This is a genomic window from Paenarthrobacter sp. PAE-2 (genome assembly GCF_026013155.1).
Taxonomy (GTDB): Bacteria; Actinomycetota; Actinomycetes; order Actinomycetales; family Micrococcaceae; genus Arthrobacter; species Arthrobacter ureafaciens.
The window spans coordinates 39215-51530 of record NZ_JAPDNV010000005.1 but is presented as its reverse complement, the minus strand read 5'-3'; the positions used below and the strand labels follow the sequence as shown (position 1 = coordinate 51530).

Here is a 12316-nt window from a genome sequence, read left to right as displayed (position 1 = left end):
TGGAAAGCAGAAGCGTCCGGGCCGCACCGCAAGGCAAGGACACAGCGAAAGGTTCATCCATGACGATTGCACACGAAGAAGCAGTCATTGACGCCGCAGCAGTCGACGCCATTTTTGCCGAAGCCCGTACCGCCAATACTTTCTCCGGTGAGGTCACGGACGAGCAGGCCCGCGCCATCTACGAGCTCACCAAATATGGTCCCACCGCCTTCAACTCCCAGCCGCTCCGCGTGACCTACGTCCGCTCGGACGAGGCACGCGCCAAGTTGGTGGACCACCTTTCCCGCGGCAACCAGGCCAAGACCGCTTCCGCTCCGCTGGTGGCCATTCTGTCCTACGACACCGATTGGCACGGTCAGTGGGACAAGTTCCTCCCCGCCTACGGCGCGCCCAAGGCAATGTACGACGGCGACGCCGAACTCGCCGCCGCCACCGGCAACAACAATGCACACCTGCAGGCCGGCTACTTCATCCTGGCTGTCCGCTCGCTCGGTTTCGCCGCCGGCCCGATGACCGGGGCGGACTTCGCTGCGATCGACGCCGAATTCTTCCCCGCCGGCGACCAGAAGAGCTTCCTGATCGTGAACATCGGTCAGCCCGGACCGGACGCTTGGGGCGAAGCCAAGCCGAAGTTCGCCTACGACGAGGTTGTCCGTACGGTCTAGTCTGATCCCCTTAAACGCCGATGCTCCTGCACCCGAAAGTGCAGGAGCATCGGCGTTTAAGGGCCGGGATGTGATAGAGCGATGGGGGAAAGGTGCCGGGATGTGATAGAGGAACCGGACTGGAGGATCGCTCTATCACATCCCGTCCACCAACCACAGCTAGGCGATGACTGCGTCCACCAGGGCCTTGGCTTCTTCCTGGACCTGCTTCAGATGGTCGGCGCCCTTGAAGGACTCGGCGTAGATCTTGTACACGTCCTCGGTGCCGGACGGGCGGGCTGCGAACCATGCGTTCTCGGTGACCACCTTGAGGCCACCAATCGGGGCGCCGTTGCCGGGGGCTTCCGTGAGCTTGGCAGTGATCTCCTCGCCGGCCAGTGTGGTGGCGGTGACGTCTGCCGCGGAGAGCTTGCCGAGCTTGGTCTTCTGCTCGCGGGTGGCGACGGCATCAATGCGGGCGTAGACGGGGGCGCCGAACTGGTCGGTCAGTCCCTTGTACAGCTGGGACGGCGAAGAACCGGTGACCGCAGTGATTTCCGAGGCCAGCAGCGCCAGCAGGATGCCGTCCTTGTCCGTGGTCCAAACGCTGCCGTCGCGCTTGTTGAAGGAAGCTCCCGCGGATTCCTCGCCGCCGAACGCGCCTTCACCGGACAGAAGGCCCGGCACAAACCACTTGAAGCCCACCGGAACCTCCACCAGCTTGCGGCCAAGCCCGGCAGCAACCCGGTCAATGATGGATGAAGAAACCAGCGTCTTGCCCACCACGGAATCCGGGTTCCAGCCGCTGCGGTTCCGGTAAAGGTAGTCGATGGCGACGGCGAGGTAATGGTTCGGGTTCATCAGGCCACCATCAGGTGTGACGATGCCATGGCGGTCGGCGTCGGCGTCGTTACCGGTTGCGACGTCGTAGGCAGCCTTGCCGTCAGCACCCAGGGACATCCGCTGAATCAGGGAGGCCATGGCGGACGGCGACGAGCAGTCCATACGGATCTTCTCGTCCCAGTCGAGGGTCATGAAGGCCCACTGGGGATCCACCGTGGGGTTCACTACCGTCAGGTTCAGCTGGTGGCGCTCGCCGATCTCGCCCCAGTAGTCCACGGAGGCTCCGCCCATGGGGTCCGCGCCGATCCGGACACCTGCGTTGCGGATGGCGTCCAGGTCCAGCACGGAAGGGAGATCGTCAACGTAGCTGCTGAGGAAGTCGAACTTGCCCGTGGTGTCAGCAGCCAGGGCATCGTTCAGGGGAATGCGCTTGACCCCGCGGAGGCCGTTTTCCAGAAGCTGGTTGGCACGCTCGGCGATCCATCCGGTGGCATCGGTGTCGGCAGGGCCACCGTGCGGCGGGTTGTATTTGAAGCCGCCGTCGGCGGGCGGGTTGTGGCTGGGGGTGACTACGATGCCGTCTGCCTGCGGGGTGCCCGGCGCTGCTTCACGGTTGTACTTAAGGATTGCGTGGCTCAATGCGGGCGTGGGCGTGTAGCCGTGGCGGGCATCAACCAGGACGGTGACGCCATTGGCGGCCAGCACCTCCAGCGCGGAGTTCTGCGCGGGCTCACTCAGGGCGTGGGTGTCGCGGCCAATGAACAACGGCCCGGTGATGCCCTGGCGGCCCCGGTATTCAACGATCGCCTGCGTGATGGCAAGAATGTGGGCTTCGTTGAAGGAAGCCTTCAGGCTGGAACCACGGTGGCCCGACGTTCCGAATGCCACGCGCTGTGATGGGTCGCCCGGATCCGGGGTGACGTCGAAGTACGCGTCCAGCAGGGCAGTAATGTCAACAAGGTCCTGGGGAAGGGCAACTGTGCCCGCTCGGCTAGCCATTGGACCAGCATGCCAGACCCCCGCCCGCCCGTGGGGGAAATGTCCGTGATGCGGGCGCTGTGACTCCGAATGGCGGACAAGCGCCCATGCCACGCAACAGCCTCCTTATGCGCTGCACCCCACGGCGGTAGTGTGGGATTCAAAGACCATTCACAGGGGGAAACCTATGTCAGAGCAACCAAACAAGGGCAACGAAGACAAGCCCGCAGGCTACGAACCGCCGCAATACGTGCCGCCCGCAGAATTCACGTCGCCCGGTCAGAGCGGCAGCCAGGGCGGCGGCCAGAGCGGTTCCGTACCGCCACCGCCGTCGTACGATTCTTCATCCCAGGGCGCCACGCAACCGCTCCCGCCGTACGACCAAAGCGCCTACACCCAGAACGCGCAGGGCCAGAACGACTTCCAGTCCAGCTACACGCCGGGAGACTACAGCCAGCAGCCGCCGTCTCCTTACGGCCAGCAGAGCCAGCCGCCGAGCCCGTACCAGCAGCCATATGGCCAGCCGAGCCCGTACGGACAGCCCGCGTACTACGCCATGCCCTCCCAACCCAAGGGCCTGAGCATTGCGAGCATGTGCTGCGGCATCGCGATCTTTGTTGGCTTCGGGTTCTTCATCCTGCCCCAGATCGCAGCCGTCATCCTGGGCCACCTCGCCCTGAACCGCGAGCCCGCAGGCCGCGGCATGGCGATCGCCGGCCTGGTGATGGGCTACATCGGCATCGCGCTGACCATCATCTTCGCCATCTTCTTCTTCGCAGCGATCGGTGCTTCAACCAGCAGCTACCGCTACTAAAAGCGAACGACGGCTAAAAGCGAACGACGGCGGCCCTCGCCCCGGGTGAAAAATCCACCGGAGGCGAGGGCCGCCGTCGTCGTTTAAGGAGTGGTTTTACCGCACCCCTGCCATCAGCTTCTTGATCGCGGGAGTCGCGGCGGCGAGGGCCACCGCGAGCACCACGGCCACGCCGCCGATGCCCAGGAAGTAGGGGAGCTCATCCTCGGGGTTGTAGAGCCCCGCGAGGATGCCGGCCAAGGTGGTGCCGAGCGAAACCGACAGGAAGAACAAAGCAACCATCTGCGTGTGGAAGGCCTTGGGCGCGAGCTTGGTGCTCACGGACAGGCCGATGGGGGAGAGGAACAGTTCCGCGAGGGTAAAGAGGAACAGAATCCCGACCAGGGCAAGCAAGGGGTTTTGCCTTCGCCGGCCAACGGAATGAACGCAAGGAACGCCAGGCCCATGATGAGCAGGCCTGCGGAGAACTTCAGCGGCGAACTCGGCTGCTTGGAACCAAGCTTGGTCCACAGGGCGGCCATGACGCCGGCGAAGATGATGATGAACACCGGGTTGATGGACTGGACCCAGGCGGCGGGCATTTCCCAGCCGAAGAGGTTCCGGTCCAGCTTTTCCTCGGAGTACACGGCGATAAAAGTGAACTGCTGCTGGAACAGCGCCCAGAAACCCGCAGAAGCGATGAAGAGCGGGATGAAAGCGAGGACGCGCTTACGCTCCACGCCGGACACCAGCGGGCTGCGGAAGATCAGGAAGAGGTAGATCACCGCGGCGCCGATTGCTGCGTAAGCCATGCTGCTGGCCAGGTTGTTGGCGTTGACGATGCCCGTAGCAAGCAGCACGCCGATGACGATCAGGATGCCCAGGAAGATCAGGCCGTACTTGGTCCGGTCCGATGCCGGGAGCGGGTTGGGGACGCGGTGCGCCTCCTCCGGAAGCCGCTTGCGGCCGAGGGCGTAGATCACCAGGCCGATGGCCATGCCGACTGCCGCTGCGCCGAAGCCGAAGTGGAAACCGCGGCTCTCCTGCAACCACCCGGTCACCAGGGGGCCGATGAGGCCGCCGATGTTGATGCCCATGTAGAAGATGGAGAAGCCGGCATCGCGCCGCTCGTCCTTTTCGCCGTACAGGGTGCCCACCAAGGCCGTGGCATTCGCCTTGAGACCTCCGGAGCCGATGCCCACAAGCACCAAACCGGCGATCAGGCCCGGGATTCCGGGAATCAGCGCGAGTGCGATGTGGCCGGTCATGATCATGATGGCCGAGCCGAACAGGACCTTTTCGGAACCGAAGACGCGGTCGGCGAGCCAGGCGCCAAGGATGGTGGACAGGTAGACGCCGCCGCCGTAGGCACCCACGAGGCCTGCAGCGAGGCCCTTGTCGATGGAAAGACCGCCCTGATCGGCAGTGAAGTACATGTAGTAAAGCAGGATGCCCTGCATGCCGTAGAAGGAGAATCGCTCCCACATTTCCACGGAGAAAAGGCTGGCCAACATCTTTGGGTGGCCGAAGAATGACGTATCGCCCGGAGTTTTGGCGGGCGGAGCCGTGGTTTGAGGTGTGCTCATTTCTTCAATGCTGGCACTGACTGCGGGCATTGTCACATCGGGCAATGCCCATGGCAACCGCATTCCATATGTTAGACACCCGGCTTAAACGGCCTCCAAAGCCGCCGCGAGCTGGAGGAGTTGCAGTTCAGATCCCATGCGGCCGATCAGTTGGATTCCCATCGGCAATCCGCCTTCCGTGGTGTGTACGGGGATGCTGATGGCAGGCAGCCCGCACACGTTCACCATGGAACTCCACGGCGCGTACTCGCACTGCCGCTTGTAATCCTCATCGGCATCGCCGGTCCACTCGCTCGGCCACTGCCCGCTGCTGTGGCCACCGCCGGTGAACCAGCCGATGGGACGGGGCGTCTGCGCAAGGGTCGGCATGAGAATGAGGTCCCACTGCGAATACTGCGCAACGGTGTCGTGCTCGAACCCGCGCAGGAATCGAAGGGCCTCATTGACCTTCGCTGCACTCCGCTGTTGGGCCCGACGCCGGAAAGTGCGGGTCAACGGGGTCAGCAGGGCTTCGCGCTGGGGTGCTATCCGGGCACTCCCGACGCCGGCGGTCCAGGCAGCGGTAAAGGCTTCCGGATAGCGATTGTCGTAACGGACGTCGGCCTCGTGGACGCTGTGGCCGGCCTTTTCCAGCAGGCTTCGTCCCAGCTCCAAGGCATCCATCGCTTCCGGTTCGATGTGGAACGGATAGATGCGCGACCACGGACTGTCCAACGACATCCCGATGCGCAGCGGCTCCGGCGCCCGGTCAACGTCGGCGAGGTAGCCGCCGTCGGGCCTGTCCTGCTCCGGAACCAACGCGTCAAGCAGCAACGCGGCATCCGCTGCAGTGCGGGCCAGCGGCCCGGCAACCACCAACTTCGCCGCATCCCCGGCGCTCGCCGCCGACGGCACGAGGCCGCGGCCGGGCTTCAAACCGACCAAGCCGCAGGCGCCCGCCGGGATGCGGATGGAACCGCCCCCGTCCGTCCCGGGAGCAAACGGCACCATGCCCGCCGCCACTGCAGCAGCGCTTCCGCCCGAGGACCCGCCGGAACTGCGCGCGAGGGAATGCGGATTGCGCGACGGCGGCGCAACGCGGTTCTCGCTGTAAGCGGTGAGCCCGAACTCCGGCACTTGGGTCTTGCCCAACGAAATCACGCCTTGGGCCCTCAGCGTTGCCGCGAGTGCGCCATCCTCCGGGGCGGGTTTGTGCTCCAGGGCCGCGCTTCCGTGGGTCGTGGGCACACCTGCCACATCGGTCAGGTCCTTGAAGGCCACAGGCATTCCGTGGAGCAGGGGGAGGTCTTCCCGCCTGCCGTGGGCATACTTGTGGTCCGCGGCCCGTGCGTCCTCAAGTGCCTGGTCGGCGGTCACCGTGATGAAGGCGCCCAAATGCTTGTTGTGCGCCTCGATGACGGACAGGAAATGCTCCGTGGCCTCGACCGCCGAGAGCTCGCCGCCGGCCAGCGCGTCCCGAAGCCCGACGGCGGTCAGGGCGGCGATGGAGTCGGTGGAAGTGTCGGTGGAATCAGCCAAGGAAGCGTGACTCCAGTCGTTCCTCCACTGCGATCGCGTCAACGCTCTCTCCGGCGCCCGCGATGACCCGGAAGCCCGCCTTGTTTTTGACGGAGGAGACCACCTCCGTCAGTTCGGTGCCGTGATAAACCAGCCCAACGCCGTCGTCCGTGCAGTGCGTCTCTCCGAGCGTTCCGTTGGCTACCAGCTTGTGGACCAAGGGCCGGCGGCGCAGCTCCGAATCGAAGTGCACGCCGTTGTGGAAGGGCAGGAAGCCGAGCGAGTTGGTCACCGGTTTGAGTTCCGGACCGAAGGAATCGGTCACTCCTCCCTTGAACCAGCAGATGGACCCGGCCGATACGCCCGCAAGGACCACTCCGTTCTCCCAGGCTTTCCGGAGGTGCCGGTCCAGCCCGTGCGCCCGCCACACCGCGAGGAGGTTCACCACGGAGCCGCCGTTGACCCACACCACGTCCTGTTCAAGAAGGTGGGCTTCCGGGTCCTCGACGTTGGGCATGGTGAACAGGTTCAGGTGGCTGAAATCGAAACCCGCAATGCGCGCGGCCTGGTCCATCTCGGCGGCCCACCATCGCTGATCGCCGGAAGCGGTCCCGATGTGCGTTACGCGCGGTGCACGGCCGGTGACACCCGCTAGTTCCACCGCGTAGTGCATCACGGAGTCGAACTCGATCCGGGTGCGGCTTCCGGGCTTATATCCGCCCGAGGTTGCAAGGATGGTGGGCTGGCCTGCAGCCATGGCGCTTCTCCTTACCGGTGTGTGGTCCGGTTACTGTGTGGTCCGGTTTGCTTTGGCACCCAGTCTTCGCGGCGGGACCTCAGCATGCAAGCAATGTCCACGGGCGGGTCAGCCGCCGGCTCTCCGCAGGCCATGGCTGTCGGCCCAGGGGACTAGGCTTGATGGAGACTCCTGAACCGATGGAAGGGACCGCTATGAGCGACTTCGAAACTGTGACTGTGGGGGATATCCCTGAGGGTGCCAGCATCCTCGACGTTCGCGAAGACTACGAGTGGGTAGCCGGCCATGCCGAGGGCGCGCGCCACATCCCCATGGACCAGTTGCCGGCCCGTGTGGACGAGCTGGACCCCGACGATGACCTGTTCGTCATTTGCCGTACGGGCGGGCGCTCATTCCGCGCTGTGCAGTGGCTGGTTGGTCAGGGCTATTCCGCCGTGAATGTTGCCGGCGGCATGGACATGTGGTTCGAGGCAGGGAAGCCGATGGTTTCGGACAACGGCCTCAAACCCGTCGTCCTGTAGTCACATACCTCATAAGGAATATATAGATGTCCGCAGTCCCCACGTTCACGTTCCTCGGGCCCGAGGGCACCTTCACCGAGGCTGCCCTGATGCAGGTACCCGGTGCTGCCGATGCAACCCGGATTCCGTGCACCAACGTGAACACGGCATTGGACCGCGTCCGCGCCGGCGCCGCGGACGCCGCCATGGTGCCCATCGAGAACTCCGTGGAAGGCGGCGTCACGGCCACCCTCGATGCCATCGCCACCGGTACGGAACTCCGCATCATTCGCGAGGCGCTGGTTCCCATCGTCTTCGTGATCGTGGCGAGGCCCGGCGTCGAAATTTCGGACATCAAGCGCATTTCAACGCACGGGCACGCGTGGGCGCAGTGCCGCTTGTGGGTGGAGGCGAATATTCCGAACGCAGACTACGTTCCGGGCTCGTCCACAGCCGCGGCCGCCATGGGCCTGCTGGAGGACAACGCCCATTACGACGCCGCCATCTGCGCGCCGTTGGTGGCAGCGGAACAACCGGGCTTGAACGTACTGGCCAGCAACATCGGCGACAACCCGGACGCCGTCACCCGATTCATCCTGGTAAGCAGGCCCGGGCCCTTGCCGGAACGGACCGGCGCGGACAAGACCACGGTGGTGGTTCCGCTCCCGGAGGACCATCCCGGCGCCCTGATGGACATCCTGGACCAGTTCGCTTCGCGGGGTGTGAACCTGAGCCGCATCGAGTCGCGACCCACCGGCCAATACCTCGGCCAGTACTTTTTCAGCATCGACGCCGACGGTCATATCTCAGATGCGAGGGTGGCGGATGCCCTCGCCGGACTCCACCGGATCAGCCCCGCAACCCGCTTCCTGGGTTCCTACGCCCGCGCCGACAAGCAGGCCGCCGTGGTGGCTCCGCACACCTCGGATGCCTCTTTTGCCGCAGCCCATGCGTGGGTTGAAGCCATCCTGAAGGGCTGACCAGCTTCCTCGCGACCAGGACAACCAGGGGAAATTGATTGACGCTTCAAGCCCCTTTCGCGCGAACCTAAGTATGCGTATGCTTGCCTGATCCATAGACGATGGACAAATGCCCAAACGAAGGGAACGGTCATGACTGCACATCGCGACGATCAGGACGGCCAGGGCATGATTGTGAATCCGAAGCCCTCCGGAGACAACAAAGACGACTGGGACGGTGACGATGCCGACCGCGCCGATCGCCTCCGCTTTGAAGAAGAACAAGCGATGATCCGCGAACAGGCAGAGGCCCACGCCGCGGCCAAGGCTGCCATGGAAGAGGCGGAAGACAATGCCGCCGAACCAGACAAGGGCGCTATCTAAGCGACGGCCTTGGGCACCCGGACCAGCAGCGACCCCGGTTCCACCTGCACGGTGACCTTGGTCGCTGCGCCCATGGGGTCGCCGTCGATCTGGGTTGCCATCGGTTCCTGACTCCGGATGGTTACCTTCCGCGAGCGGTAGAAGTTCATGACCGGCAGGTTCCGTTTGTGCTTGAACAGCACCTTGGCGTACATGGCGAGCCAGCCAACAGCGCTCCGGGGGCTCATCACAACGATGTCCAGCATGCCGTCGTCAAGCATTGCCTGTGGGATGAAGTCGATGCCGCCGGGGATCAGCCCGCAGTTAGCGAACAGGACGCTCCGGATCTTGCGGGCCTGTTCGGGTTCGTCATCCATGGTGATCGATACGCGTTTCCGACGGCCGGGCAAGTGCCGCACTCCGGCCTCCGTGTAGGCGAGCCAGCCCACGGATTTCTTGAGGTCTTCCTTGGTGTCGCCCACTACCTCGGCATCGAGTCCCATGCCGGCGATCACCAGGAACGTGTGCCTCGATGCTTCTCCGGTGAGGCTGTTGTCGATGCCCATGGTGGCCGTGTCGATGTAGCGCTGGTGGCCGAACAGGGCCACCTGGATGCAATCGGCAATGTCATAGACGTCCAGCTCGATGTTCCGGGCCAGCAGGTTGCCCGTGCCCAACGGAATCAAGCCCATGGCTACGCGCTGGTGCGTCAGTGACTCGGCTACCGCGCGGACGGTACCGTCGCCGCCGCAGGCAAGAACGACGTCGGCTCCGGACTGCAGCGCTTGGCGCGACTGGCCGTAGCCCGGGTCCTCGGGAGTCGTCTCGTAAAATGTTGGGGCATCCCAGCCCGCCAGGTCGCAGGCTTCGGTGATCGCAGCGCGGGTCTCGGCGGACTTGTTTTTGACCGGATTGAGGACCACGGCCACCTTTTGGTAGCCAGGGTCCGGCTTGTGCGGATCGGCCGCGACGGCGCTCCGTATATGCCTGGCTTTGAGTCGGCGCACGCCCCACCAACTGGAGACGGCAAACACCACGCATCCAGCCAGAATCACCCACAGGATCCAGTCGCTCATTGTGCTCCAACCCTATCGTCATGGGGGCACACGTCCGATTCGATACTCTTGTGTGGTGATCGACGTAAAAGACCTCAGCGAAAACCCGGACAAGTTCCGTGCCAGCCAGCGCGCCCGTGGCGCCGACGAGTCCGTTGTGGACGCGATCATCTCCGCAGACTCCGACCGCCGCGCAGCGCTGATCCGCTACGAAACCCTCCGTGCCGAGCAGAATGCCTTCGGCAAGAAGGTGGCACAGGCCAAGGGCGAGGAGAAGCAGGCCCTGCTGGCAGAGGTCAAGGAGCTGGCGAATTCGGTGAAGGCCGCTTCCGCCGAGGCTGACGCCGCGCAGGCCAAGCAGGAGGAGCTCCTCCGCATCATCCCGAACCTTGTTGTTGACGGTGTGCCCGAGGGCGGCGAGGACGACTACGTGGTGGTCAAGACCGTTGGCTCACCGCGGGAGTTCCCGGACTTCGAACCCAAGGACCACCTGGAGATCGGCGAGCTGATCGGCGCAATCGACATGGAGCGTGGCGCCAAGGTTTCCGGCGCCCGGTTCTACTTCCTTAAGGGTGTTGGAGCCCGCTTGGAGATGGCGCTCCTGCAGATGGCCATGGACCAGGCCATCGAGGCTGGTTTCGTCCCCATGATCACCCCTACTTTGGTGCGTCCGGAAACCATGCAGGGCACCGGCTTCGATGTAAAGCACGACGCCGAGATTTACCGTCTCGCCGAAGACGACCTTTACCTTGTGGGCACCTCGGAGGTGGCCCTCGCCGGCTACCACGCAGACGAGATCCTGGATCTCTCCGCCGGCCCCATCCGTTACGCCGGCCAGAGTTCCTGCTACCGCCGCGAGGCGGGTTCGCACGGTAAGGACACCCGCGGCATTATCCGCGTGCACCAGTTCAACAAGGTGGAGATGTTCATCTACACCACGGTTGAGGAAGCAGCGGCCGAGCACGAGCGCCTGCTCGCCTGGGAAGAGGAGATGCTGGCCAAGTGCGAGCTTCCTTACCGCGTGATCGACACCGCTGCCGGAGACCTGGGCATGTCCGCGGCCCGCAAGTTTGACTGCGAAGCCTGGGTTCCCACGCAAAACGCGTACCGTGAGCTCACGTCCACGTCCAACTGCACCACGTTCCAAGCCCGCCGCCTCAACATCCGCGAACGCGTGGTCAACGAGGAAGGCGTTGCCAAGGGCACCCGTGCCGTGGCCACCTTGAACGGCACGCTGGCCACCACGCGCTGGATCGTTGCGCTCCTTGAGCACCACCAGAATGCAGACGGTTCCGTGAATGTTCCCAAGGCGCTGCAGAAGTACCTGGGCGGCCTCGAGGTCTTGCCGGTCCTGTAGCCCTGGTAGCTGGCATTAGTGGTTGTTCTGAGCTCTCAGAGCAACCACTATTGGCAGTCAGTTGGGAAAGAGTTCATCTGAGTCTGTTCTACTGGAACCATGACTATTTTGACTGATACTGCAGTTGCTGGCATCGATGACCAGCTCGATCCCACTAACAAACTCATGATCGCCCTGGATGTTGACGGCACCCTTGTTGACCATGACGGCCATATGTCCCCAGCGGTGAGGGAAACCGCCCAGAGTGTCGTAGCCAAGGGCCATGACGTCATCATCGCTACCGGCCGCTCGCTGAATGCTGCGTTGCCCATTGTTGAGCTGATCGGCTTGGAGCGCGGCTATGTGGTGTGCTGCAACGGTGGCGTCACCTTGCGGCTCGACCCTTCGTTGGAGGACGGCTATGAGATCGTCCACAAAGCCACGTTCGATCCAGCTCCCGCACTGGAAGCACTCCGCGAGCGGCTGCCCGGCGCCAAGTACGCACTGGAAGACGAAGCCGGCAACTTCCTGTCCACCGAGCGTTTCCACGATGTCAGTTTTGGGGTCGAATCGATCCCCGTCGACTTCCGGACGTTGCTGGATTCCACCGCAGTGCGCGTCGTGGTCTTCAGCACTGAGAACACCTCGGAGGAGTTCAACACCGCAATCGGGCACATCGGCTTGTCCGGGGTGACGTACTCGGTGGGATGGACGGCGTGGCTGGACATTGCCGCCGAAGGTGTCACGAAGGCCAGCGCTTTGGAAGCCCTGCGCCTTCAACTCGACATCGATCCGGAGAACACGCTCGCGATCGGTGATGGCCGCAACGACATCGAAATGCTCACGTGGGCGGGCCGCGGCGTAGCCATGGGTCAAGCCCCTGACGAGGTGCTCGCCGTGGCGGACGAGGTCACTGAGTCAGTGCTCGACGACGGCGCCGCCTTGGTGTTGCGCAGCGTGCTGTAGCTGCCGCCGGCAACTGCGACGGGCGCCCGGCGCTTCTAG

11 protein-coding genes and 1 pseudogene are annotated in these 12316 nt (G+C 64.0%); 7 read left to right on the top strand and 5 right to left on the bottom strand.

Annotated elements, in window-relative coordinates; genetic code table 11:
• The first annotated feature begins 59 nt into the window (after positions 1 to 59).
• Entirely contained in the window at positions 60 to 665 is a 606-nt protein-coding gene (locus OCL88_RS04285) for a malonic semialdehyde reductase (RefSeq protein WP_031217109.1), read from the top strand.
• A 159-nt stretch (positions 666 to 824) separates the two neighbouring features.
• Here the strand turns inward: OCL88_RS04285 and pgm are convergent, their stop codons facing one another.
• On the bottom strand, positions 825 to 2486 hold the full coding sequence (gene pgm, locus OCL88_RS04280) for a phosphoglucomutase (alpha-D-glucose-1,6-bisphosphate-dependent) (RefSeq protein WP_071416670.1): 1662 nt from the start codon (positions 2484 to 2486) through the stop codon (positions 825 to 827).
• A gap of 166 nt (positions 2487 to 2652) precedes the next feature.
• Between pgm and OCL88_RS04275 the strand changes: the two genes are divergently transcribed.
• Positions 2653 to 3279 (top strand): DUF4190 domain-containing protein, encoded by a 627-nt coding sequence (locus OCL88_RS04275; protein ID WP_021474196.1) that lies wholly within the window; start codon positions 2653 to 2655, stop codon positions 3277 to 3279.
• 96 nt (positions 3280 to 3375) lie between these two features.
• On the opposite strand, the pseudogene OCL88_RS04270 reads toward OCL88_RS04275, so the two are convergent.
• The 3 genes and pseudogenes from OCL88_RS04270 to OCL88_RS04260 all read right to left on the bottom strand — a co-directional run bounded on the left by OCL88_RS04270 (position 3376) and on the right by OCL88_RS04260 (position 7098).
• Positions 3376 to 4874 (bottom strand): annotated as a pseudogene (locus tag OCL88_RS04270) (peptide MFS transporter).
• 54 nt (positions 4875 to 4928) lie between these two features.
• Positions 4929 to 6362, bottom strand: a complete 1434-nt coding sequence (locus tag OCL88_RS04265; protein WP_021474198.1) for an amidase — start codon at positions 6360 to 6362, stop codon at positions 4929 to 4931.
• A complete protein-coding gene (locus tag OCL88_RS04260) occupies positions 6355 to 7098 on the bottom strand; it encodes a peptidase E (protein ID WP_021474199.1) in 744 nt (247 codons plus the stop codon). Before OCL88_RS04260 ends, OCL88_RS04265 begins: the two co-directional genes overlap by 8 nt.
• 194 nt (positions 7099 to 7292) lie before the next feature.
• Here OCL88_RS04260 and OCL88_RS04255 point away from each other — a divergent pair, with 194 nt between their 5' ends.
• The 3 genes from OCL88_RS04255 (at position 7293) to OCL88_RS04245 (ending at position 8941) form a co-directional block, all read left to right on the top strand.
• A complete protein-coding gene (locus OCL88_RS04255; RefSeq protein WP_021474200.1) occupies positions 7293 to 7619 on the top strand; it encodes a rhodanese-like domain-containing protein in 327 nt (108 codons plus the stop codon).
• A gap of 26 nt (positions 7620 to 7645) precedes the next feature.
• Positions 7646 to 8578: a prephenate dehydratase gene (gene pheA, locus OCL88_RS04250; protein ID WP_021474201.1), complete on the top strand. Its 933-nt coding sequence runs from the start codon at positions 7646 to 7648 to the stop codon at positions 8576 to 8578.
• Between the two features lie 132 nt (positions 8579 to 8710).
• The gene (locus OCL88_RS04245) at positions 8711 to 8941 is read left to right on the top strand and encodes a hypothetical protein (RefSeq protein WP_021474202.1); all 231 of its coding nucleotides are present in this window, start codon (positions 8711 to 8713) and stop codon (positions 8939 to 8941) included.
• Here OCL88_RS04245 and OCL88_RS04240 read toward each other — a convergent pair.
• Complete coding sequence (locus OCL88_RS04240; protein WP_021474203.1) at positions 8938 to 9996, bottom strand: diacylglycerol/lipid kinase family protein; 1059 nt, start codon at positions 9994 to 9996, stop codon at positions 8938 to 8940. The two genes, OCL88_RS04245 and OCL88_RS04240, sit on opposite strands and share 4 nt — an antisense overlap.
• 55 nt (positions 9997 to 10051) lie before the next feature.
• Between OCL88_RS04240 and serS the strand changes: the two genes are divergently transcribed.
• Together serS and OCL88_RS04230 are read left to right on the top strand one after the other, a co-directional pair.
• Positions 10052 to 11332, top strand: a complete 1281-nt coding sequence (gene serS, locus OCL88_RS04235) for a serine--tRNA ligase (RefSeq protein WP_021474204.1) — start codon at positions 10052 to 10054, stop codon at positions 11330 to 11332.
• 99 nt (positions 11333 to 11431) lie between these two features.
• Complete coding sequence (locus OCL88_RS04230; RefSeq protein ID WP_021474205.1) at positions 11432 to 12277, top strand: Cof-type HAD-IIB family hydrolase; 846 nt, start codon at positions 11432 to 11434, stop codon at positions 12275 to 12277.
• Positions 12278 to 12316 lie beyond the last annotated feature (39 nt).

What these genes read in the sequence shown, in the direction of transcription:
- OCL88_RS04285 (WP_031217109.1), top strand. Translation starts at nt 60, where the DNA reads ATGACGATTGCACACGAAGAAGCAGTCATTGACGCCGCAGCAGTCGAC.
- pgm (WP_071416670.1), bottom strand. Translation starts at nt 2,486, where the DNA reads ATGGCTAGCCGAGCGGGCACAGTTGCCCTTCCCCAGGACCTTGTTGAC.
- OCL88_RS04275 (WP_021474196.1), top strand. Translation starts at nt 2,653, where the DNA reads ATGTCAGAGCAACCAAACAAGGGCAACGAAGACAAGCCCGCAGGCTAC.
- OCL88_RS04260 (WP_021474199.1), bottom strand. Translation starts at nt 7,098, where the DNA reads ATGGCTGCAGGCCAGCCCACCATCCTTGCAACCTCGGGCGGATATAAG.
- OCL88_RS04255 (WP_021474200.1), top strand. Translation starts at nt 7,293, where the DNA reads ATGAGCGACTTCGAAACTGTGACTGTGGGGGATATCCCTGAGGGTGCC.
- pheA (WP_021474201.1), top strand. Translation starts at nt 7,646, where the DNA reads ATGTCCGCAGTCCCCACGTTCACGTTCCTCGGGCCCGAGGGCACCTTC.
- OCL88_RS04245 (WP_021474202.1), top strand. Translation starts at nt 8,711, where the DNA reads ATGACTGCACATCGCGACGATCAGGACGGCCAGGGCATGATTGTGAAT.
- OCL88_RS04240 (WP_021474203.1), bottom strand. Translation starts at nt 9,996, where the DNA reads ATGAGCGACTGGATCCTGTGGGTGATTCTGGCTGGATGCGTGGTGTTT.
- OCL88_RS04230 (WP_021474205.1), top strand. Translation starts at nt 11,432, where the DNA reads ATGACTATTTTGACTGATACTGCAGTTGCTGGCATCGATGACCAGCTC.